Below are 22,936 nucleotides of genomic sequence, written 5' to 3'. Positions count from 1 at the left end.
CGCATATTGCGCGTTGCTGCTCCCGATAGTTACCGATTAAGGAGTCCCATGATTGAATTTTTGACGCACAACTGGCACCGCATTCTGACCCTGACCGGTCAGCATGCGTGGCTGGTGGCCGCCTCGGTGGGCGCAGCCATTGTGGTCGGCGTGCCACTCGGCGTGCTGGTCACGCGATTTCGCTGGCTGTCCGGCGCCGTGCTGGGTCTGGCGACGGTCGTGCTCACGATCCCGTCGATTGCCCTGTTCGGCGTGATGATCCCCGCATTGTCCGTCTACGGCATGGGGATCGGCCCTGCGCCGGCGGTGGCCGCCGTCTTCCTGTATTCGCTGCTGCCGATCATGCGCAACACCAGCCTCGCGCTGCGTCAGATCGATCCTAGCATTCGGGAAGCGGGGATCGGCATCGGTATGACGTTCTGGCAGCGTCTGCGCCTGGTCGAACTGCCGCTGGCCGTGCCGGTGGTGCTGGGTGGCGTGCGCACTGCCGTCGTGATGAATATTGGCGTGATGGCCATTGGCGCCATCGTCGGGGCCGGCGGTCTCGGGGTGTTGATCACCCAGGGCATCAGCCAGAGCGATACCCGGCAGCTTGTCGTGGGTGCGGTCATGGTGAGTTTGCTTGCCATCGTCGCCGACACCCTGTTGCACCGCCTGCAGCGCGTGCTGACACCGAAAGGAATCCGAACCGTATGATCAAACTCCACAACCTCACCAAAAGCTTCGTCCAGAAGGACGGTACGCGTGTGACCGCCGTGAACTCGGTCAGCCTCGAAGTGCCGCCGGGCGAAATCTGCGTCTTCCTCGGCCCATCGGGCTGCGGCAAGACGACCACGCTCAAGATGATCAACCGGCTCATCAAGCCGACCTCCGGGCACATCCTGCTCAACGGCGAAGACACCGGCAAGATCAACGAAATCGAACTGCGCCGCCACATCGGCTACGTCATCCAGCAGATCGGTCTGTTCCCGAACATGACCATCGAGGAGAACATTACCGTGGTGCCGCGGCTGCTCGGATGGGACAAGAAGCGCTGCCGCGAGCGGGCCACCGAACTGATGGCCATGGTCGCGCTCGATCCGAAGCGCTACCTGTCGCGCTATCCGCGCGAACTCTCGGGTGGCCAGCAGCAACGTATCGGTGTGATCCGGGCGCTGGCGGCAGATCCGCCCGTGCTGCTGATGGACGAACCGTTCGGCGCGGTCGATCCGATCAATCGCGAATCGATCCAGAACGAGTTTCTGCAAATGCAGCGTCAGTTGGGCAAGACCGTCATCATGGTCAGCCACGATATCGACGAGGCGATCAAGCTGGCGGACCGCATTGCGATCTTCCGTCAGGGGCGTCTCGTGCAGTACGCGCAGCCGGATGCGCTGCTGGCGCGACCGGTCGACGAATTCGTCGCAAGCTTCGTGGGACATGACCGAATTCTCAAGCGCCTGTTGCTCGTGCGCGCCGAAGACGCCGCTACGCCGCAACCGACCGTCAAGCCGCAGACGACGCTCGCCGAAGCCTACGGCATGATGGACGAACTCGATACGCGTTCGCTGGTGGTGGTCGACGAGAGCGCGCGTGCATTGGGTTACATTGCGCGTCGGGATACGCGACACGCACAGGGCACGTGTGGCGAGCGTGTGCGGGACTTCAAGGCGTCGGCGGTGGCCGGCGACAACCTGCGGGTGCTGCTCTCGCGCATGTACGAACACAATCTGGCATCCCTGCCGGTGCTGGGCGACGACAATCAGTATCTCGGCGAGGTCACGCAGGACTCCATCGCCGACTATCTGAGTTCGGGCAAGACGCGTGGCAACGGTGGCGGCACGATCATTACGCCGTCGCTGCCGGGCGCGCCCAATGTGGTGGCAAGCGTGCCGTTCGGCGCGTCGGTGTAGCGCGCTGCGCGCGGTGCGATGTCGCTGAATGTTCCTGAATAAGGGTGATAGCGCATGAGTTTCGGTGGCGCACGGGAACGACCGCCGCCTGATGCATCCAAGGATGACGGCCCAAGCGGCCGTCATTTTTGCGTTTGCCGGTTGCGTGTTTCGCGCAAGGCGAGGGCGATGCCGACAAATCGGCAAACGGCACCATCGAACAAGCAAAGAAAACAGCAAGACAAGGAGTTGCAGGATGACGTGGGAAGCAGTGATAGCGTGGTTCGACAATGCGCCGTGGGCGCGCATGGCCGGATCGTTGGCGATGCTGATTGCGGCGGCCGCGCTGGTGCAGGGGGTGGCGCAGTTCGTGATCGTGCGCGTCGTACGCCTCGTGGTGCAGAGAACGGCGAATCGCTGGGACGATGCGTTGCTCGCGCATCGCGTCTTCCACCGGGCGGCGCGCATTTTGCCGTACCTCGTGATTCAGTTCGGCATCGGGTGGGTGCCGGATCTACCGGCGAAGGCGGTGATCGTCATCGGCAATGTGGCCCTCGCCACGACGCTGCTCTACGCCACGCTCGCGATCGCGGGCATTCTCGACGCCGCGCAGACCGTCTACGCGATGTCGGAGCACGCGCGCACGCGCTCGATCAAGGGGTATGTCCAGCTCGGCAAGATCGCGCTTTACGTGGTGGCGTCGATTGGCATCGTCGCGACGATCGTCGACCGTTCGCCGTGGCTCCTGCTCTCCGGCCTGGGCGCGATGTCGGCGGTGCTGTTGCTGGTGTTCAAGGACACGATCATGTCGTTCGTCGCAAGCGTGCAACTCACGTCGAACGACATGCTGCGCGTGGGTGACTGGATCGAGATGCCGCAGGTCGGGGCCGATGGCGACGTGGTGGATATCGCGTTGCATACGGTGAAGGTGCAGAACTGGGACAAAACGATCACGACGATTCCGACGTGGCGTCTGATTTCGGAGAGCTTCCGTAACTGGCGCGGCATGCAGCAGGCCGGCGGGCGACGCATCAAACGTACGCTGTGCATCGATGCCGGCAGTGTCGGATTTCTGGATGCGGACGAGATCGGGCGTTTGTCGAAGCTACATTTGCTGGGCGACTATCTGTCGGAGAAACAGCGTTCGATAGCGGATGCCAATGCAGCGCTCGGTGTTGCGGCGGGTGTGCTGGCGAACACGCGGCGTCTGACGAACATCGGCACATTCCGAGCGTATGCGCTGGCCTATTTGAAGGCACATCCGCACATTCACGACGGCATGACGTGCATGGTGCGCTCGCTCGAGCCGTCGGCAACGGGCATCCCGATCGAGCTGTACTGCTTCACGAACACGATCGTGTGGGCGGAGTACGAGCGCGTGCAGGGCGACGTTTTCGACCATCTGCTGGCTATCCTTCCCGAGTTCGGCTTGCGCATGTACCAGAACCCCGCCGGTGCGGATTTGATGCGCTGGGGGCAGCGCGACGCCTGATCGCATTGCCGTCCCAGGGCTTCAGGAAAATTCCGGAAAGCTTTGGCATCTGTTTACTTCGATGTGTCGCGCTGCGACGATATCCAGGAATTCACGCAAGAGGGATGACGGGGTAATGATTCGGAGTGTGAGATGGAAAAGCAGGAAACGGTTTATCAGATTGCCGATATCCCTAGCGATCTGATGAACATCCAGCTTTGGAATTTTGATAGCGAAGAGGACAGGGCGTTATGGGACAGCGTGCACGACGACGTTGATGACGACGAGGAGGCGTGGACGTGGTGAAGCGCGGTGAGGTCTGGGTCGCCTCCTTCGATCCCGCGATCGGGGCAGAAATCAAGAAGACGCGACCATGCGTTGTCTTGTCTCCGTCGGCGATGCATAAGCGGTAGATTGATCCTGTCGATGCGAGTCTAGTTGGCGCAAATGAAAAAAGGGCTCCGCTGGGAGCCCCTTCCGATCTGATTACGGGTGCATCAGCACAGCGCCGCTGTTCTCCTACACCCTAAATTCCACCTCAAACCGCCGACTCGTCCAACGTCGGATAGTCGACATAACCCCGTGCATCGCCACCATAAAGCGTGTCGCGATCCAGGGCGTTAAACGGGCCGCCGCGCTTGAGGCGTTCGACCAGATCCGGGTTCGCGATGAACGGTTTGCCGAAGGCGATCAGATCGGCGAGGTTTTCCTTGCGGGCCTTGAGCGCCAGTGCGAGGTCATAGCCGTTGTTCGCCATGAACGTGCCCGTGAAGAGGCGGTGCAGCTTCTGAAGATCGAAGCCGCCTTCCACTTCGCGCGGGCCACCCGTCGCGCCTTCGACGACGTGCAGATACACAAGGCCGAAACGATTGAGTTGCTCGACGGCGTACGTGAAGACCGGCTCCGGGTTGCTGTCGCCGCAATCGTTCGCCGGGCTGATCGGCGAGAGGCGAATGCCTACGCGATCGGCACCCCAGACGTCGACAACTGCCTGCGTGACTTCCAGCACGATGCGTACGCGGTTCTCGATGCTGCCGCCGTACTGGTCCGTGCGATGGTTCGTCTTGTCGCGCATGAACTGGTCGAGCAGATAACCGTTCGCCGCATGAATTTCCACGCCATCGAAACCGGCGCGCTTCGCGCACTCGGCCGCATGACGATACTGTTCGACGATGCCCGGGATCTCGGACGTCTCCAGTGCGCGCGGGACCGGATGCGGCTCGAAGCCATGCTCCGTGAACGCCTGACCGGCCGGTTGAATCGCCGACGGAGCGACTGGCAGCGCGCCCGCAGGTTGTAGCGACGGGTGCGAGATGCGGCCGACGTGCCAGAGCTGGCAGAAGATCTTGCCGCCCTTGGCGTGCAGCGCGTCCGTGACCTGCTTCCAGCCGGCAACCTGTTCGTCGGTGTAAATGCCCGGCGTAAAGGCGTAGCCCTTGCCTTGCTGCGAGATGTTGGTGGCTTCACTGATGATGAGCCCGGCCGATGCACGCTGCGCGTAGTACTCGGCGACCATCGGGCCGGGCACGTCGCCCTGGCCGGCGCGGCTGCGCGTAAGCGGGGCCATGACGATGCGGTTGCTCAGTTCGAGCGGTCCGAGCTTGTACGACGAGAACAGGTCGGTATCGAGCGCGGCGAGTGGGGTGTGTTGCGAGTCCGTCATTGCTGAAGGTCCTGTGAAAGTGGGAGTTTGCTGTGCTGCACAAAACTCGTACAGGTTACGTCAATTTTTCTGGCCTTGCTGAGGACGCAATCGTCGCAACGGCCAACGTGCCGCCATGAAAAAACTCGCCGGTCTGCCTGCACCAAAACAGGGAGACGCGGCGAGTTGTCGTGGTGTTTCGATGCAGGCGGGTTTTTGATCGATTCGTCGTAAATTTCGCGACTAACAGGCCTAAACGTACCGAAACGTGCCGAAATCAACCGATTCAGGCTTTCGCGCCCACCGGACGCTTCGGCGCATGCGGGGCGATTCGCAACACCATGAATGCGCCGATGATGCACACGCCGCCCGAGAGCATCGACGCCATCGTGTAATTGCCGAGCGTTGCACGCAGCGAACCGGCGACCAGGGCTGCCGTCGCAGCGCCAAGCTGATGGCCTGCCACGATCCAGCCGAACACGATCGGGGCCATCGTCTTGCCGAACACGTCGGTCGTCAGACGCACCGTAGGCGGCACCGTCGCGATCCAGTCCAGACCGTAGAACAGCGCGAAGAGCGGAATGCCGAAGAAGTCGAAACCGAAAGCATAAGGCAGATAAATCAGCGACAGCCCACGCAATCCGTAGTACCAGAACAGCAGCACACGGCTGTTGTAGCGGTCGGAGAGCCAGCCCGACGCCGTGGTGCCGATAAGATCGAGAATGCCCATCGCCGCCAGAATGCCCGCGCCCTTCACTTCTGAGATGCCATAGTCGCCGCACATCGCGATGAAGTGCGTGCCGATGTAGCCGTTCGTGCTCGCGCCGCAGATGAAGAAGCTGAAGAACAGCAGCCAGAAGTCGCGCTTGCCGGCGGCCATGCGCAGTGCCGAGAGCGCCGCCGTGAGCGGATTGCCGTGCGCGAGTTGCACGTCGGGGGCGTCTTCCGGTGCGCCGACTGGACGCAGGCCGACCGACCCCGGACGTTCCGGGACAAGGATCGCGACCAGCGGCAGAACGATCGCGGCCACCGCTGCCACGATCAGTACCACCGGACGCCAGCCGTAGTTTTCCGTGATCGCGGCCATGATCGGCAGAAACACCATCTGTCCGGTCGCCGAGCTTGCCGTGAGAATGCCCATCGCCAGACCACGATGCGTGTGGAACCAGCGGTTCGAGACCGTGGCGGCGAGCGTCACGGCTGCGACGCCGGTGCCGCCGCCCACCATCACGCCCCAGATCAGCACCATCTGCCACGGTGCGGTCATCAGCGACGAGAGCGCCGTGCCCGACGCGAGCAGCAGTAGCGCGACCATCACCGTGGGACGGATGCCGAACCGTTGCATGGCGGCCGCCGCGAACGGGCCGGTCAGCCCGTACAAGGCCAGGTTGACGGAGATCGCCAGCGAAATCGTGGCGCGGCTCCAGCCGAAGTCGTGTTCGAGCGGCACCATCATGACGCTGGGCGTCGCGCGAATGCCCGCCGAAGCGAGCAGGACCAGGAAAATCACGCCGACGACGATCCACCCGTAGTGGAAGCGTCCATCGATGCGCCTTGCAAGTGCAGCCTTCATGACGGAGATCCTTGCTGTGATTCGGTCTGGTCCGTTTCAAGGGGGATCAGACGGTTATAAAGACCGAACCGGGAACGTTTGCGGGAACCGCACGGTCTACGTTCATCGATAGACTTGTGACTGAGCGGTAACATGAGGTTGCCATGTTATGAACCGATCGGTAACATGTCAAGTATTCCTTTTTGACGGCAGGGCTTTTGCAACGCTCGCGTCAATGGCAAACCATAGTTCAGGGAGCGCCGGATCATGGCCAAATCGTCAACATCTTCCGTACCCGTCGACGTTGTCTCGCCGACCGGTGGGGCAGACGCGGTGACAGCGGGTGCCGAAGCGGCGGGCGAGCGCGTAAGCGCGCCGTCCAATGCGGCCCCGGCGGCGACCCGCCGCCGCAGTGCTGCGTCTCGTGCGGCCAAGCCGGGGCGGCACGTCACGCCTGCGCCGATTGCGCAGCAGCATCTGCTCGACGCGGCCGTCGAGTTGTTCCATTCGGAGGGGGTGCGCGCCGTGGGCGTTGACGCCGTCGTCAAGCGCGCGGGCGTCAACAAGATGAGCCTGTATCGCCAGTTTGCGTCGAAGGACGATCTGATTCTGGCGTATCTCGACCATATGCAGACGGCGAGTCTTGCGCGCATCGACGAGAGCATCGCGAAGCGCCCGGGCGAGCCGCGTGCGCAGATTTTGCAGATTTTCGTGGATCTGGCGCAGCGGGCGAGCCGTCCCGGCTATCGCGGGTGCCCGTTCGTCAATGTGGCGGCGGAATTTCCCGATCCGGACCACGCGGCGCGTCATTCGGTCGTGAATTACAAGGCGGAAGTGGTGAAGCGTTTCACCGCGCTGGTGACGGCGGCCGGGCTCGCCGAACCGGCACCGCTGGTCGATGCGCTGTCGCTGATTCTCGAAGGCGCGTATGCCGCCAGTCAGACCTTTGGGCCGGGCTCGGCACCGCTACGTATCTTGCCGACGGTGGCGCGTCAGATCATCGACGCGGGCATGGCAGGCGCGCTTGGCGCCGCCTGACCACGGTGGCCAACGTCAATGGAAACGACGGCGAGCAGCGGACGGCGGTCGCCGACACGCGACGACCGTCGTCACAATGCCGCCGACCTCAGGCCGCCAGGCGCTGCATCGCCACTGCAGCGGTGCCGCGTGTCATCGGCGCATTCATCCCTTCCGACGTCGCTGCACCGTTCGTGCTCCCACTCATGCGGAAAGCGGCAACCGCCTGATCGAGCGCACGCGCCTGATCTTCCATGGACGCCGCCGCTGCGGCCGCCTGTTCCACGAGTGCGGCGTTCTGCTGTGTGACTTCATCCATCTGCGTCACGGCACGGCCGACTTGCTCGATGCCGTGACTCTGTTCTTCCGACGCCGCCGAGATCTCGCCCATGATGTCGGTGACGCGTCGCACCGCCTGCACGACGTCGTGCATCGTCTGGCCTGCCTGCGCCACGAGCACCGAGCCGTCCTGCACGCGGCCATTCGAGGACTCGATCAGTTCCTTGATTTCCTTCGCGGCGGCGGCGCTGCGCTGGGCCAGCGTGCGCACCTCGCCAGCGACGACGGCGAAGCCACGTCCTTGCTCGCCAGCTCGTGCGGCTTCCACCGCTGCGTTCAGCGCAAGAATGTTCGTCTGGAAGGCGATGCCGTCGATCACACCGATGATGTCGACCACCTTGCCCGAGCTTTGCGAGATGCCTTCCATCGTAGCCACCACGCGATCCACGACCTGTCCGCCGCGCACCGCGATGGCGGACGCGTTCTCCGCAAGCTGACTCGCCTGACGCGCATTGTCGGCGTTCTGACGCACGGTCGACGTCAGTTGCTCCATCGACGACGCCGTCTCCTCCAGCGCGGCCGCCTGCTGCTCCGTACGCGCCGACAGGTCCGTGTTGCCTTCGGCGATCTCGCGCGCGGCAAGCGTGATGGCGCTGGTGCCGCCGCGAATGCGTCCGATCATCTGCTGAAGATTGCCCTGCATGCGCTGCATCGCATGGAGCAGGCTGGCACTGTCGCCCTGACGCAGGCGGACTTGCGTGAGCAGATCGCCGTCGGCAATGCGCGTGGCGATATCGGCCGCGTACTCCGGTTCGCCGCCAAGACTTTGCTGAACGTTACGGATGATGAGCAGCATGACGCCCGACACCGCAAGACCGATGACGGCGAGCATAGCCCCCCAGCGCAGCAGCGCGCCGACGAAGGCGGCATTGATGTCGTCGACGTAGACGCCGGTCGTCAGATACCAGTCCCAGGGCTGGTACACGCCCACGCGGCTGATCTTTTCGACGGGCTTGTCCGAGCCGGGCTTGGGCCAGAGATAGGAGACGAACGGGTCGTTAGTGCGTGCGGCAGCGACGATGTCCGAAAACATGAGCTTGCCCGAAGGATCTCGGAACTGGCTCATATCTTTGCCTTCGAGCTTCGGATTGACCGCGTTCAGCACGATCACGCGCTGCGAGTTCAAGATACCGAAATAGTTTTCGCCGTCGTAGCGGATCGCGCCGATTTGCTCGCGGGCGGCCTTTTGCGCGTCCGCGACGCTCATTTCGCCGCGCTCGGCGCGCGCGGCGTAGTGCTTGGCCAGACTCAGCCCGGCATCGACCACGTGGGTCAGTCCCGCCCGGCGCTCGGCCAGCATGGTGTCGCGCTGCGCCCATGCGCCCCAGATCGCCATCGCCAGCAAGCTGACCCACATCAACGCGACGGCAGACCACAACTTCGCTTTCAGACTTAATCGCTGCATTACTTCGTCATCCCCACTGATTCCGCTTTGGTGTTGCACATGCGGTGGCTGTACGTGTCGGGGGTTTCCCGTCCGTGCAGTCCGATTGTCGACCGGTTGTCGGCACCCTCGCAAGAAGGTGCGGACCGAACGTGTGCTAACGGCAGTCCCGGGAAGGACTTGAGCTTTGCGGGGGCACGCGAACGCTTGCCAACCCTTGCAGCGAACGGCGAAGAGCGGAGATGAGCGGTGTCAGCCGTGTCAGCCGTGGATGACGACCATCAGGCCACGCGCGACCGATTTGCCGACGTTGCGAATCGCGTGGGCGCGGTCGGCGGGGTAACGGGCCGTCTCGCCCGGTTTGGCGCGGCGCGCGACGTGTTCGACCTCGATGTCGACCTGCCCGTCGAACACGGTGAAGTGCTCGCGCGTGCCCGGATCGTGCGGCTCGGAGACGAGCGCCGCGCCGGGTTGCAGCGTCAGTTCGTACCACTCGAATTTGCCCGCCAGTTCCATCGGCCCGAGGATCTTCAGCTGATAGGCCTGCTCTGCGCCCGCGAGCGTCGGCGTCTCATGCTTGCCGAAGATGCGCACCGGCTCCGGGTCGCCGGACGGCGCACCCAGCAACTGGTCGAGACGCACACCCAGCGCGTTGGCGAGCCGCCAGGCCACGGCGATGGTCGGATTGGCCTTGTCGCGCTCGATCTGGGAGAGCATCGACTTGGAGACGCCGGACGCGCGCGAGAGCGTCTCCAGCGTCATGCCACGTTCCTTGCGCAACTGCTGAATCATGTCGCCCACGGGCGGCGGGGCGATCGGAGGCGCCGCAGAGGCTGCGGGAGTACTTGCCATATGAATTCCGGGATATTAGAATGTTTCAATATATTGAAACTAGTTCAATATAAAGTATAGTTTCCGATAAGTTGGATGCCGTGATGGCTGCATGGTAGCAGAGCGCGTTCGCCCTGCACCGCTGAAACCGCTGAACGCATAGGAGATGCGCACGATGACCGCACAAACCCCGGAAGCCCGCGAGGGCTTCTACCGTCAACTGACCGAACGACTCGAAGACACGCGCCGTCAGGGGCTTTTCAAGCAGGAACGCGTGCTCATGTCGCGGCAGGGGCCGGAGGTCATGTGCGACGACGGTCAGACGCGCATCAACCTGTGCGCCAACAACTATCTGGGACTCTCGGGCAGCGAATCGCTGGTCAAGGCGGGGCAAAAAGCGCTGGAAGACTTCGGCTTCGGACTGTCGTCGGTGCGCTTCATTTGCGGCACGCAAGGCCCGCATAAGGAACTCGAAGCCCGCATCGCCGCGTTCCTCGGCACGGAAGACGCGATCCTCTACGCTGCGGCGTTCGACGCCAACGGCGGCGTGTTCGAGCCGCTCTTCGACGAGCAGGACGCCATCATCTCCGATGCCCTGAACCACGCCTCTATCATCGACGGCGTGCGGCTTTGCAAGGCGCAGCGTCTGCGCTACGCGCACAACGACATGGACGACCTGGAGCGCCAGTTGCAGGCGGCTGCCGGGGCGCGTCACCGCATCATCGTCACGGACGGTGTGTTTTCGATGGACGGCACGATTGCGCAACTCGACCGCATCGTGGCGCTGGCCGAGCAGTACGGCGCGCTCATCATGATCGACGAGTGTCACGCGTCCGGCTTCATGGGGCCGACGGGACGCGGCACGCACGAGCATCATGGCGTGCTGGGCAAGATCGACATCATCACCGGCACGCTGGGCAAGGCGCTCGGTGGGGCGATGGGGGGCTTCACGGCGGGGCGTCGCGAAGTGATCGAGACGCTGCGTCAGCGCTCGCGCCCGTATCTGTTTTCCAATAGCCTCGCACCGGCCATCGTCGGCACGTCGCTGGCGGTCTTCGACGAACTCGAACACTCGTCGTCGCGCCGCGAACAACTCCATGCGAACACGGCCTTTTTCCGTCAGGAAGTCGCTGCGCTGGGCTTCACGATCAAGCCGGGCACGCATCCGATCGTCCCCGTGATGCTGTTCGACGCCACGCTCGCCCAGCATTTCGCGCAGCGGCTGTACGAACTGGGCGTGATCGCCACGGGCTTCTTCTACCCGGTGGTGCCGCAAGGTCAGGCGCGTGTGCGCGTGCAGCTTTCGGCGGCGCATACCCGCGAACACCTCACCCGTGCGCTGGCGGCGTTCGCTCAGGCCGGTAACGAACTCGGCATTCTCAAGCAAGGTTGATCATGGAACGAATTCTCATCATCGGCGCCAACGGGCAGATCGGCAGCGAACTCGTCGAAGCGCTGGCCGCGCAGTATGGCAACGAGAATGTCGTTGCCACCGACATCGCCCCGGGGCCGTCGCGTCATCCGGTGCATTACGAAACGCTCGACGTACTCGACGCGGCGCGTCTGGCCGCGCTGGTCGAGCGCTTCGGCATCACTCAGATCTTCCATCTGGCGGCGCTGCTCTCGGCCACGGGCGAAACCCGTCCGCTGCAAGCCTGGACGCTCAACATGAACGGCCTGCTCAACGTGCTCGAACTCGCACGTGAGCATCAGAGCAACGGGAGGAGCCTGCGCGTGTTCTGGCCGTCGTCGATTGCGGCGTTCGGGCCGCACACACCGGCTGTGGAAACCCCGCAGCTCGCCATCATGGACCCGACCACGATGTACGGCATCAGCAAGCAGGCGGGCGAGCGGCTGTGCGAGTACTACTTCACGAAGTTCGGGGTGGACGTACGCAGTCTGCGCTATCCGGGCGTGATCAGCTTCAAGACGCCGCCCGGCGGCGGCACGACCGATTACGCCATCGACATTTTCCAGGCGGCCCGCCGTGGCGAGGCCTACACGTGCTTCCTGAAGGAAGACGCTACGCTGCCGATGATCCATATGCCGGATGCCGTGCGCGCCACACTGGAGTTGATGAACGCCGACGCCTCGCGCCTGCGCGTGCGTTCGTCGTACAACGTGGCCGGGGTGAGTTTCGACCCGAAGACGCTTGCGGCTGCGATTGCGCGCCGCGTGCCGGGGTTCACGGTGAAGTACGCGCCGGACTTCCGTCAGGCGATCGCCGAGACGTGGCCGCACACGCTCGACGACACGCATGCCCGCTACGACTGGGGCTGGAAGCCTGCCTTCGATCTGGACGCCATGGTGGACGACATGCTCGCCAACGTGCCGCTCGACTGGCACGCGCCCGCGTTGGGAAACGCGGCCTGAGCGAGTGAGGAGCCGACGGGACGGGGCGTGCGAGAAACGGCGCTACGCCCTGCCGTGACGTTGCGATGCCGTGACGCTTACTTCGACTGACTTCGGCTTACTTCGGGTGATGCACCGCGTAGTAAGCGAGCGCGGCAAGCACCGCACAGGTCACGGCGAACATGCGACGGCGCCAGCGGTAGGCGGGGGTGAAGCTGATAGCGCGTGCGCGGCCTTCTTCTTTGGAGTGGTAGTAGCTCATATTGCACCTTCTCGTATCTGGTACACGGTCTTCGCCGCAAAGAGAACCTGCTCCAGCCCTTGTCCATGCGCCCCCCGGCACACGACACGCAGGTTCTGAGTCGATTATGCGACCGCACAAAAACGACCGCTAATCAGTATCTATACCGATAGGTGTGGCCTTTTTGACACGGTCTCCCATCGGACGATTCGTTTCGACGAAGACCTCGAAAGCGGACGCCCGCGTCGGTTTCGTGCCTTTCCCCGCCTTGATCGTCAATCGCCACGGCCTGCTGGCCGGGGTCCCGCCTGCCAGTGCCGAGGCATTGGCTCGACGAACGTATCTCTCGAAAATCGAGGTACGCAAAGAATCCACATTTCCCCGCTTGCGCCCCACGAGGTGCGCTGAAACAATGCCTGAAAACGGTGGCCACGCCGATGGCCGCTTCCAAATCGTCGTTGCGATCACGCCTGGGGAGGGTCGTGCCATGACGTCGAACACGCGCCGCACCATCGTTTGCGGCCTTGGCGGTCGCGTCTTCGGACGCACTGCATTCGTCGTTACCGCTGCTGGCCTCGCCAGTCTTTTCGCGGTGAGCGTCCATGCGCAGGAAGCCATGCTGCGCGCCAACAATCAGGTCTGGGTCGGTGTCGGTGCCCAGCGCCTGAACTACTGGGAAACGATCGCCCCCGGCAAGAGCGACTCCGAGAGCGGCACGACCGCAGCCTTTGCGTTGACGGCGTCTACCCAGCGGCAGTTGTTCGGCATCTCCAATCTGTACTTCGGCGCTCAGGTGCGGGTGGCGCACGGCAACGTGAACTATGGCGGTTACTTACAGGACGTCGCCGGTCGCGTGATCCAGCCGAATTACGGAATGACCACGCGCTCGACGGCAACGGACGTCACGCTCAAAGCCGGTAAGGCCGTCCCGTTCCATCTCGGGACGTGGAATGCGCAGGTGATTCCGTACGTCGGCTACAGCTATCGAGACTGGATTCGCGACAGTAGCCGCGATCCTTACGGGTTCTACGAGCGCTATCGTCATCACGTGGTCGGGGGCGGCATCATGGGGCAACTCGAACTGACGCCGAAGCTCGTGGCGACGGCAGATATTCGCGCCGGTGCGATGGTCGGCTCGTCGATGACACTCGCTGGCTCGCAGAACACCTTCAATCTCGGCAACAAGCCGGTCGTGGTAGCGGGCTTCGGACTGGATTACGCGGTGGCGCGCAACTTCCACGTGAATGCGAGCTACGAGTGGTCGCGCTTCCAGTACGGACGTTCCAGCGTCACGCAAGTCAGCCCCGGCGTGAATGCCTATGAGCCCGATTCGAAGACGATCAACCAGACGTGGATGATCGGCGCAGGCTACGCATTCTGAGGCGAACTAGCGCTCACGACAGCGACCGTGGAAACAGCAACGCCGCGCAGTCAGTGGGACTCGCGCGGCGTTGTGTTTTCAGGGCTGGCGGTACTCAGGTCGCGCCTTCCACGTCCTCAAGACTGAACGTTTCCGTGTGGTCGTTGTACGAGAAGATCTCGGCGTAACGGCCCCAGTTGATCGCGGTGTCGAGCGTTTCCTGCGCGAGATCGTCCGACATCGAGTCTTCCAGCTCCTGCTCGAAACGCACGCGCGGCGCGCGCTGTCCGCGACGCTCCTGCAACACCGCACGAATCTTTGCGGCGAGCGGCACGTGGCGCAGCAGGTGTTCGGCGAACAGCACCTTACGCTCCTGCGTGCTGACGTCCACGAATCGCTTGCCTGCGGCCGTGAGCAGAATGTCGCCTTCCTTGAGTTCGGCAAAGCCCAGCTGATCGAGAATTTCGGCGACGGGGAAGAGATCGTCGACCTCCAACAACAGCGTCTGCGCGATATCGGGCAAGTCGGCACGTCCGTTGTACGGCGGCACCGCCAGCGCCTCGAGCAGACCGGCCATCAGGTTGGTCGACACTTCGTGCAGCGGGCTGGAGAGCTCCAGCGGCATCTTCTGCGTGGTGTGCGCGTTACGACGCGAGGTCATCAGCGCGTAGATGTCGTCCACCATCTTGCGGAAGGCGGGATCGAGGCGGTTGCGGCGATGCGGGAACGGCACCTTGATCTCGGCGACCACGCGGCCCGGATTCGACGACAGCACCAGAATCCGGTCGCACATGAACACGGCTTCCTCGATGTTGTGCGTGACGATCAGGATCGACTTGATCGGCAACTGACGCTGGCTCCACAAATCGAGCAGGTCGGTGCGCAGCGTTTCGGCCGTGAGCACGTCGAGCGCGGAGAACGGCTCGTCCATGAGCAGGAGCGTGGGGTTGACGACCAGTGCCCGGGCGAATCCCACGCGCTGGCGCATGCCGCCGGACAGTTCGCGCGGATAGGCATTCTCGAAGCCGTCCAGACCGATCAGGTCGATGGCGGCCAGCGCGCGCTTGCGGCGCTCCTTCGGCTCGACGCCGAGCGCTTCCAGTCCGGCTTCCACGTTTTGCAGCACGGTGAGCCACGGGAACAGCGCGAAGGTCTGGAACACCATTGCCACGCCTTCCGGCGGGCTCTCGAGCGGTTCGCCCATGTAGCGGATGTCACCCGAGCTGGGCTGAATCAGGCCCGCGATGATGCGCAGCAGCGTCGATTTGCCCGAGCCGGAGCGGCCCAGCAGGCCGACGATCTCGCCTTCATGCAGTTGCAGGTTCACGCCGTCGAGGACCTGACGCTCGTCACTGCCCTTGCGGAAGCCGCGACTGACGTTGGCGAGCGAGAAGATCTCTTTTCCGGACATCGTTTGAGTATCGTTCGGCATCACGGTCCCTTCAATTCAGACGAAGCTTGTTTTCAGCGATGGCGTACATCGGACGCCACAGCAAACGGTTGAACAGCACGACGAACAGCGCCATGACCGCGATACCGAGCAGAATGCGCGGATAGTCGCCGGCGGCCGTCGTTTGTGCGATGTAGGCGCCCAGACCGTGCGCGGCGACCTTGTCGTCGCCCCACTGCACGTATTCCGACACGATGGACGCGTTCCACGCGCCGCCCGACGCCGTGATCGCCCCCGTCACGTAATAGGGGAAGATGCCTGGCAGCATGACCTGACGCCACCACTGCCAGCCGCGAATGCGGAAGTTGGTGGCGGCTTCCTTGAAGTCGTTCGGGAACGCGGTCGCACCGGCGATGACGTTGAACAGGATGTACCACTGCGTGCCCAGCACGATCAGCGGCGAGAGCCAGATGTCCGCATTCAGATGGAAGTGGACGATCAGCACCACGAAGATCGGGAACAGCAGGTTGGCCGGGAACGCCGCGAGGAACTGGGCGAGCGGCTGAATGCGCTCGGCGAGCTTCGGACGCAGTCCGATCAGCACCCCCAGCGGCACCCAGACCACCGACGCAATCGCGATGAGCACGACGACGCGCACCAGTGTGATCAGGCCGAGGCCGAACACGCGCAGAATCTCCGGGCCGCCGACTTCGCTCAGCACGAACGTGACGATCTTCCACGCGGCGAACACACCGAGCACCACGAGCAGCGCGGCCCACAGCCAGTCGATCACGCGCGAGAGCGACGACTTCGACTCCGAGTGGATCGCGGCGGGCAGCGAGATCGGCATACGCATGCGGGCGATGGTGCGCAGCAGCTTGCCCAGCGGACGCAGCAGCAACTGAATGGCGCGCGTGCGTTGAATGACGTTAAGCACCCACGATTCGGGCGCGGCCTGCGAGACCGTGTCTTCCAGGCGGAACTTGTCCGACCAGGCGACCATCGGGCGGAACAGGAACTGGTCGTAAATGACGATGACCACGACCATCGCCAGAATCACCCAGCCGACTGCACCCAGATCGCGCTGGAGGATGGCGGTGGCGAGATACGCCCCGATGCCCGGCAGCGTGACCGTCTTGTCGCCCACGGTGATCGCCTCGGACGCCACCACGAAGAACCATCCGCCCGACATGCTCATCATCATGTTCCAGATGAGGCCCGGCATGGAATAGGGGACATCGAGCTTCCAGAAGCGCTGCCACGGCGAAAGACGCAGATTGACTGCGACTTCGGACAGATCGCGCGGCTGGGTACGCATCGACTGGTAGAACGAGAATGTCATGTTCCACGCCTGACTCGTGAAGATCGCGAAGATGGCGGCGCATTCGGCGCCAAGCACGCGTCCCGGGAACAGGGCGAGGAAGAAAGTGACGGTAAATGAGATATAGCCCAGCACCGGCACCGACTGAAGAATGTCGAGCATCGGCACCAGCAGCTTTTCCGCGCGGCGGCTCTTGGCCGCGAGCGTGCCATAGACCAGCGTGAAGATCAGCGAAGCGATCATCGCCGCGAGCATACGCAAGGTGGTGCGTAGTGCGTACTCGGGCAGATTGGTCGGGTCCAGCGAGATGACTTCGGTATGCAGATCGGCCAGCGGGGCCCAGGTCTGTCGGATGCCCGACGAGCTGACCATCAGAAAGCCGATGATGATCGGGAAAGCGATGAAATCCCAGCGGTTGGGCAGCAGGCGTCGCGCGGTGGCGGGGATGAACGGACGGGCTACGCGCGTCATCAGGACCTCGTTCGGAGGAGGGTTCGGACGGACAACAGGGCTGAAGCGTCGTAGTGCAGCACGGCAGCGACGTTGCGCGTGTGCAGGGACGGCAGCGGATGCTACCAGATCGCCCCGTAAAAAGATGTTAAAGCGGGCGTCATACGTTGGCAAACGTCGTCGCCGACAGGCGACTGTGGTATTTATGCTGCACTGCGGGAAGTCTGGGTTTCGTCAGTCGATACCGATTGGAGGCGGCACTTTTGCGCTTCTAAAAAATGCGCTTTCAAAGGCGTTTTGTTCGACGGCGCATGCTGCTGCCCGAACCCGGTCGCACAAGGCAGATCGCGACAATTGGTTACGTTTAAGTTGTGAACTTATGAGAGGTTGTGCGGACCAATCCGCGCGGCTTGCTTCGCGCCGTGCGGTCGTGTAGTGTGCACCGCTTGCTCGGGCCACGGCGCCAGTCGCTGCGGGCGGTTTCCCCGCTTGCGGCGTTCGTATGGCTTGCCGGCCCCTCTCCCTCCCATTCCAAGACAAGCAAGGATGCGCCGCATGACGACGCCATTAGACGCGCGTTGCGAGCGTGCACGACAACTCAGTGCCGCCGGCTGGCTCGACGAGGCGATCGCCGAGTTACGACAAGTTCTGAAACAATCCCCCGAATTTCTTCCCGCGCTCGAAGGGCTCGCCTATGTCTCGTTGCGCACAGGCGCTTTCGAGGGCGCGGCCGATGCCTTCGACCGTCTGCTCGCGCTCGTGCCGCGTCCGGGGGCGCAAGCGACGTTTGACGCTGCGATGGCCAGCCTGCAGGCCGGGCGTCCGATGCGCGCCGAAGCGCTGTTCGAAGCGACGGTACAGCAATCGCCCGACGTCATCGGCACGATGCACACGGTCGGTCTGACGTGGGCGCAGGCGGGCGACAACGCGCGTGCGCTCGTCTGGTTCGAACGTACCTCGGCCAAAGCGCCTGCACTGTGGCAGGCGCATTTCAACCGCGGTCGAGCGCTCGGTGCGCTGGGTCGCTTCGACGAAGAGATCGCTGCCTACCGGCTCGCCAATGCCATTGCGCCGCAGCAGCCGGACCCGCTGGTGAATCTGGGCGTGGCGCTGCGCGAGCAGCATGCCTTCGCCGATGCGCTCCAATGCCTGCGCGATGCCGTCAAGCTGTCGCCGGATCACGCGGGCGCGCGGACCAACCGGGCGCAAACCAATTTGCTGCTGGGCGACTTCGAGCACGGCTGGCACGACTACGAATGGCGCTGGCAGGACGGTGGCCAAAAGCGACGTTTCAACGATCGTTTGTGGGACGGCAAAGCGCCGCTCGCGGGTAAGACGGTGTTCGTCTACAGCGAGCAGGGCTTCGGCGACACGTTGCAGTTCGTGCGCTTCGTGCCGCGTCTGGTGGCGATGGGGGCGACGGTGGTGCTCTCCGTGCAGGCACCGCTGGTCACGCTGCTGGGCGGCTTCGCGCGCGGCGTGACAGTGCTCGGCGAGCACATGCCCGTGCCGTCGTTCGACTGGCAATTGCCGCTGCTTAGCCTGCCGCATCTGCTCAAGGTCGCGGGAGATGTGGCGGTGCATACGCCCTATCTGCGCTCCAGCGCCGGACGCGAGATGGTCTGGCGTTCCGCCCTCGGGGCAAAGCCGGAAGGGGCAGTGCGTGTTGGATTTGTGTGGCGCACGCGTGCGTTCCCGCCGCATCGGGACATCGCACTGAAGCACTGGGCCCCGCTGTTTGCCACGAACGCCCAATTCTATTCGTTACAGGTCGACGCCACGGATGAGGAGCACGCCGAACTCGCGAGCTACCGAAGCGCGCACGGCAACGTGCACGACATCGGCGCGAAGCTCAGCGACTTCGCGGAGACGGCGGCCGTCATCGCGCAAATGGATCTGGTGATTGCCGCCGACACGGCGGTGGTGCATCTGGCCGGTGCGCTGGGCAAACCGGTGTGGGTACTGCTGAACTACACGCCGGACTGGCGCTGGCAACTGACACGGCGCGACAGCGACTGGTATCCGTCGGTTTCGTTGTACCGGCAGCCGTCGCGCGGGGACTGGGACGGCCTGATGGCACAAGTCGCGACGGACGTCGAAGGTATCCTGCAGCAGTAATGCAGCGCTGATTCCCATCAGCCTGCATCGACCGCCTCATCGTCATCGCGCAGACGCGTGTAGATGTTCCAGCTCGCGATGAAAAGCGCGGCGATGAGCGGCCCGATCACGAAACCCGTCAGGCCGAAGAGCGACATGCCGCCGAGCGTGGAGATCAGCACGACCCAGTCGGGCAGCTTGGTGTCCTTGCCCACGAGGATCGGGCGCAGCACGTTATCGACCAGGCTGACGATGGTGCCGCAGAACGCGAACAGGATCACCGCCTTCCAGATATGCCCGGCGAGCAGCAGCCAGATGCCCACGGGCACCCACACCACGGCAGCGCCCACGGCCGGAAGCAGCGACAGAAAGGCCATCACCACGGCCGCCAGCACGTAGCCCTGAATGCCGAGCACGGCGAAGATGAAGCCGCCGAGCGCGCCTTGCGCCACCGCTACCGCGATGTTGCCTTTGACCGTCGCGCGGACCACGGTGGTGAATTGCCGGATCAACTGCCCCTTGTGACGCTCGTCGAGCGGCAGGGCGCGTCGAATCATCGCGCCGAGCGCTGTCCCGTCGCGCAGCAGGAAGAACAGCAAATAGAGCATCACGCCGAAGCTCATCAGCAACTGCGCGGTGTTCTGCCCAATGCTCACGAGGTACACCGCAACCAGACGCCCGATCTGTGCGGCCCCGTCGCCCAGTTTTTGCTGAATGGCGTTGACGTCCTGCACACCGGCCAGATCCATGATCCGGTGAACGCTGGCGGGCAGGCGATCGAGCAATTGCTGGAAGGACACCGTCAGTTGCGGCAGATCGGTGCGAAAGCGTACGAGCGCCGTGCTGATTTCCTGCGTGAGCATGCCCACGACGAGCGTGAGCGGCAGAATCACGATGAGCAGAATCAGCGCGAGCGTGGTGAGGGCGGCGAGATTGGGGCGTGCGCGCATACGAACCAGAATGCGGCGCTGCACCGGCTGGAACAGCACGGCGAGAATCGTCCCCCAGAACACTGCGCCGAACAGCGGAAACAGAATCCACCCGAACACGATCGTCACGACGAACAGCATGAGGTGGAAGAACTTGCGCTGGTCGCTACGACTCGACATGAGGTTTCCTTACAGATGACGACGGCCCGGATGGCGCGTCAGTCCTTCTTATATCAGAACCGGACGGCACCCCGTTCGTGGTGACTCGCATACCCTCGACGATGCGGGTGACGAGCGGGTGGCCTTCGCCGCGTCGCGAGCGGATCGCGTGAATGTCCTCGTGGACGTCGTCCGGACGGCCCAGCCAGCGCAGACCGCGCAGCAGCGAGACGTCGCCGGCCCCGGCTTCGCTCAGCGGGAACACACCCATGCCGCGCGTGGCGAACACCGCCATCAGCGCGCTGTCTTCAAATTCGCCCACAATGTTCGGACGAATGCCCTGTGTCTCGAACCACTGGTCGAGGCGGGCGCGCAGGGCCGAGTGTCCCGTCGGCAATAATACGGGCAGGGACGCAAGGCATTGTGGGAACGTGTCGCGCGAGACGTTGCGCACGCGCGATGCCGGTCCGTACCAGTCGACAGGCGACTCCACCAGACGCTCGCTCGCAAGCCGCAAGGTCGGGTTGTACGGCGCGGGCTGGCTGGCAAGCACCAGATCGAGCTCGTGCAGGGCGAGTTCGGCGAGCAACTGTTCGTGCTCGCCTTCGTGGCATACGAGTCGCAGCGATGGGGTGTCGAGCACCGGTGCGAGAATGGCGTGGGCCGCGAGTTTCGAGATGCCGTCGGCGAGACCGACGGCGAGGCGTGCCACACGGCCGCTTGCGGCTGCGCGGACTTCGTCGGGAATCGACTGCCCGAGACGGAAGATTTCCTCGGCGCGTCGGAAAGCGGCCTGTCCGGGTTCGGTCATGGCGACGCCGCGTCCGGCCGGTTTGAGTAACTGGTGACCCAGCGACCTTTCCAGCTCACGGACCTGCGCGCTGATGGTCTGGACGGCCATGTCGAGGCGGTCGGCGGCTCTGGCAAAGCCACCTTCCTTGACGACCACCCAGAAGTAGTAAAGATGGCGGTAGTTCAACATAGTGATAAAACTTCGGAAAAACCGAACTCAACTGAAGTATATAGCTGGTTTTTACGAAGCGTGAGTTCGACGATGATGCTGTCCTGAGCCCGCACCCTACGTTGTGTGCGGGAGACGAAAGGGGATGACCGGTGCCGGATGGCGACGGTGGTCCCGATAACCATACGGAAACTCTGGCGCACATATGGACTATCTACTTGCTTTGGCGGTCGACCCGGCGGTGTGGGCGGCGCTTGTCACGCTGGTGGTCATGGAGGTCGTGCTCGGCATCGACAACCTGATCTTCATCTCGATCCTGACGAACAAATTGCCGCTGGCGATGCGCGCACGCACGCAGCGCATGGGTATCGGATTGGCGCTGGTCATGCGGTTGGCGTTGCTCGGCACGGTGGCCTGGATCGCCAAACTGACGACACCGCTCTTCGAATTGTTCGACCACGGCTTCTCGTGGCGTGATCTGATCCTGATCGCCGGTGGTCTCTTCCTAGTGTGGAAGGCGACGAAGGAGATGCATCACCACGTGGCGACGGGAACCGAAGACGAAGCGAACGGCGACGCGTCGGGCACGCTGGCGACGATCACCGCACGCGCGGCCGTGATGCAGATTCTGGTGCTGGACCTGGTGTTCTCCATCGACAGCATTGTGACGGCAGTGGGCATGACCGAGCACATCCCGATCATGTTCATCGCGGTGATCGCAGCCGTGACGGCGATGCTGTTCATGGCCGGTCCGCTCTCGCGCTTCATCGCGGCGAATCCGACGGTGGTCATGCTGGCGCTGGGCTTCCTGCTGGTGATTGGCATGACGCTGATCGCCGAGGGCTTCGGGTCGCACATCCCGAAGGGTTATATCTACGCGGCCATGGCGTTCTCGGCCTTCGTCGAAGGGCTGAACATGATGACGCGTCGTGCCAAGGCGCGACGTGACGCGCAGAAAGCGCGCGTGCTGCACTAATCGATACGTCACCGAGAGGTGAACAAAGGCGGTGCCGGTGAAAGTCGGCACCGCTTTTTTGTTTACGCGGACGGGTTGAGCGTTCGGTTTTTTCGAACTTGAATGAATGGAAATACAGGTTTTTTCGTTGCGATGCGCTCGATACATTGAGGACGTTGTCCTTTACGTAACGGAGCGAAGCGATGAAGTGTCCTGTATGCGGTGTCCCGGATATGTTGATGACCGAGCGTCAGGGGGTGGAGATCGATTACTGCCCGAAGTGTCGTGGCGTGTGGCTCGATCGTGGCGAGTTGGACAAGCTGATCGAGCGCACGGACGGGACCCCCGCGGCGTCTGCGCAAGCCGTGCAAGGCGGCCACGGCGGGCGGGGTGGATTTGGACACGGCGGGTACGACGCACGTGAGCATCGGGCGTCCCGTGAATATCGTGACGATAATGACATGCGCGATGACGACGACAGACACCGCAACACCCATCATGGCCACGACGACCGCCGTCGCCACTACGACCGTTCGCGCAAGAAGAAGTCGTTGTTCGAGATGTTCGACTTCGATTGACCGACGCGCGGGGCGGCTCGAAAGCGAAGTTGATCT

The 22,936-nt window shown here is 63.3% G+C and carries 21 protein-coding genes; 12 read left to right on the top strand and 9 right to left on the bottom strand.

Features of this window, described 5'->3' with window-relative positions:
- Window positions 1–48: 48 nt before the first annotated feature.
- From MB84_RS21205 to MB84_RS29130, 5 genes are all read left to right on the top strand, one after another.
- A complete protein-coding gene (locus MB84_RS21205; RefSeq protein ID WP_046289787.1) occupies window positions 49–696 on the top strand; it encodes an ABC transporter permease in 648 nt (215 codons plus the stop codon).
- Window positions 693–1,892 carry an osmoprotectant ABC transporter ATP-binding protein OsmV gene (locus tag MB84_RS21200; protein ID WP_046289786.1) on the top strand — a complete coding sequence of 400 codons (1,200 nt, stop codon included), beginning with the start codon at window positions 693–695 and terminating at the stop codon, window positions 1,890–1,892. The genes MB84_RS21205 and MB84_RS21200 overlap by 4 nt, the downstream gene beginning before the upstream one ends.
- Window positions 1,893–2,127: 235 nt before the next feature.
- Complete coding sequence (locus MB84_RS21195) at window positions 2,128–3,363, top strand: mechanosensitive ion channel family protein (protein WP_046289785.1); 1,236 nt, start codon at window positions 2,128–2,130, stop codon at window positions 3,361–3,363.
- Window positions 3,364–3,495: 132 nt separating this feature from the next.
- The gene (locus MB84_RS30045; protein WP_157122808.1) at window positions 3,496–3,648 is read left to right on the top strand and encodes a hypothetical protein; all 153 of its coding nucleotides are present in this window, start codon (window positions 3,496–3,498) and stop codon (window positions 3,646–3,648) included.
- Complete coding sequence (locus MB84_RS29130) at window positions 3,636–3,755, top strand: type II toxin-antitoxin system PemK/MazF family toxin (RefSeq protein ID WP_425415874.1); 120 nt, start codon at window positions 3,636–3,638, stop codon at window positions 3,753–3,755. The genes MB84_RS30045 and MB84_RS29130 overlap by 13 nt, the downstream gene beginning before the upstream one ends.
- 125 nt (window positions 3,756–3,880) lie before the next feature.
- On the opposite strand, the gene MB84_RS21190 is transcribed toward MB84_RS29130, so the two are convergent.
- Window positions 3,881–5,005 carry an alkene reductase gene (locus MB84_RS21190; RefSeq protein WP_046289784.1) on the bottom strand — a complete coding sequence of 375 codons (1,125 nt, stop codon included), beginning with the start codon at window positions 5,003–5,005 and terminating at the stop codon, window positions 3,881–3,883.
- Window positions 5,006–5,270: 265 nt separating this feature from the next.
- Window positions 5,271–6,557: an MFS transporter gene (locus MB84_RS21185; RefSeq protein WP_046289783.1), complete on the bottom strand. Its 1,287-nt coding sequence runs from the start codon at window positions 6,555–6,557 to the stop codon at window positions 5,271–5,273.
- A gap of 246 nt (window positions 6,558–6,803) precedes the next feature.
- Between MB84_RS21185 and MB84_RS21180 the strand changes: the two genes are divergently transcribed.
- On the top strand, window positions 6,804–7,574 hold the full coding sequence (locus tag MB84_RS21180) for a TetR/AcrR family transcriptional regulator (RefSeq protein ID WP_084009912.1): 771 nt from the start codon (window positions 6,804–6,806) through the stop codon (window positions 7,572–7,574).
- An 88-nt stretch (window positions 7,575–7,662) separates the two neighbouring features.
- On the opposite strand, the gene MB84_RS21175 is transcribed toward MB84_RS21180, so the two are convergent.
- Both MB84_RS21175 and MB84_RS21170 read right to left on the bottom strand, forming a co-directional pair.
- Complete coding sequence (locus tag MB84_RS21175; RefSeq protein WP_046289781.1) at window positions 7,663–9,297, bottom strand: methyl-accepting chemotaxis protein; 1,635 nt, start codon at window positions 9,295–9,297, stop codon at window positions 7,663–7,665.
- 240 nt (window positions 9,298–9,537) lie between these two features.
- Window positions 9,538–10,128, bottom strand: coding sequence for a helix-turn-helix domain-containing protein (locus tag MB84_RS21170; protein ID WP_046289780.1), 591 nt, complete (start codon window positions 10,126–10,128; stop codon window positions 9,538–9,540).
- 154 nt (window positions 10,129–10,282) lie between these two features.
- Between MB84_RS21170 and kbl the strand changes: the two genes are divergently transcribed.
- Window positions 10,283–11,500, top strand: a complete 1,218-nt coding sequence (gene kbl / locus MB84_RS21165; RefSeq protein ID WP_046293106.1) for a glycine C-acetyltransferase — start codon at window positions 10,283–10,285, stop codon at window positions 11,498–11,500.
- 2 nt (window positions 11,501–11,502) lie between these two features.
- Window positions 11,503–12,480: an NAD-dependent epimerase/dehydratase family protein gene (locus tag MB84_RS21160; protein ID WP_046289779.1), complete on the top strand. Its 978-nt coding sequence runs from the start codon at window positions 11,503–11,505 to the stop codon at window positions 12,478–12,480.
- Between the two features lie 97 nt (window positions 12,481–12,577).
- On the opposite strand, the gene MB84_RS30040 is transcribed toward MB84_RS21160, so the two are convergent.
- Window positions 12,578–12,721: a hypothetical protein gene (locus tag MB84_RS30040; RefSeq protein ID WP_157122807.1), complete on the bottom strand. Its 144-nt coding sequence runs from the start codon at window positions 12,719–12,721 to the stop codon at window positions 12,578–12,580.
- Between the two features lie 466 nt (window positions 12,722–13,187).
- Between MB84_RS30040 and MB84_RS21155 the strand changes: the two genes are divergently transcribed.
- Window positions 13,188–14,081 (top strand): hypothetical protein, encoded by an 894-nt coding sequence (locus MB84_RS21155; RefSeq protein WP_157122806.1) that lies wholly within the window; start codon window positions 13,188–13,190, stop codon window positions 14,079–14,081.
- A 94-nt stretch (window positions 14,082–14,175) separates the two neighbouring features.
- Here MB84_RS21155 and MB84_RS21150 read toward each other — a convergent pair whose 3' ends face one another.
- Entirely contained in the window at window positions 14,176–15,492 is a 1,317-nt protein-coding gene (locus tag MB84_RS21150; protein WP_046289777.1) for an ABC transporter ATP-binding protein, read from the bottom strand.
- 10 nt (window positions 15,493–15,502) lie between these two features.
- Entirely contained in the window at window positions 15,503–17,242 is a 1,740-nt protein-coding gene (locus tag MB84_RS21145) for an ABC transporter permease (RefSeq protein ID WP_046289776.1), read from the bottom strand.
- 534 nt (window positions 17,243–17,776) lie between these two features.
- Here MB84_RS21145 and MB84_RS21140 point away from each other — a divergent pair.
- The gene (locus MB84_RS21140; protein WP_046293105.1) at window positions 17,777–19,339 is read left to right on the top strand and encodes a tetratricopeptide repeat protein; all 1,563 of its coding nucleotides are present in this window, start codon (window positions 17,777–17,779) and stop codon (window positions 19,337–19,339) included.
- A gap of 17 nt (window positions 19,340–19,356) precedes the next feature.
- Here MB84_RS21140 and MB84_RS21135 read toward each other — a convergent pair whose 3' ends face one another.
- Together MB84_RS21135 and MB84_RS21130 are read right to left on the bottom strand one after the other, a co-directional pair.
- Window positions 19,357–20,427, bottom strand: coding sequence for an AI-2E family transporter (locus MB84_RS21135; RefSeq protein ID WP_046289775.1), 1,071 nt, complete (start codon window positions 20,425–20,427; stop codon window positions 19,357–19,359).
- Complete coding sequence (locus MB84_RS21130) at window positions 20,414–21,388, bottom strand: LysR family transcriptional regulator (protein WP_046289774.1); 975 nt, start codon at window positions 21,386–21,388, stop codon at window positions 20,414–20,416. The genes MB84_RS21135 and MB84_RS21130 overlap by 14 nt, the downstream gene beginning before the upstream one ends.
- 184 nt (window positions 21,389–21,572) lie before the next feature.
- Between MB84_RS21130 and MB84_RS21125 the strand changes: the two genes are divergently transcribed.
- Both MB84_RS21125 and MB84_RS21120 read left to right on the top strand, forming a co-directional pair.
- Window positions 21,573–22,343, top strand: coding sequence for a TerC family protein (locus MB84_RS21125; protein WP_046289773.1), 771 nt, complete (start codon window positions 21,573–21,575; stop codon window positions 22,341–22,343).
- A gap of 182 nt (window positions 22,344–22,525) precedes the next feature.
- On the top strand, window positions 22,526–22,900 hold the full coding sequence (locus MB84_RS21120) for a TFIIB-type zinc ribbon-containing protein (protein WP_046289772.1): 375 nt from the start codon (window positions 22,526–22,528) through the stop codon (window positions 22,898–22,900).
- The last annotated feature ends 36 nt before the right edge of the window (window positions 22,901–22,936 follow it).

The organism is Pandoraea oxalativorans, assembly GCF_000972785.3.
Lineage (GTDB): Bacteria > Pseudomonadota > Gammaproteobacteria > Burkholderiales > Burkholderiaceae > Pandoraea > Pandoraea oxalativorans.
This window is presented reverse-complemented; position numbering and strand designations above follow the sequence as displayed.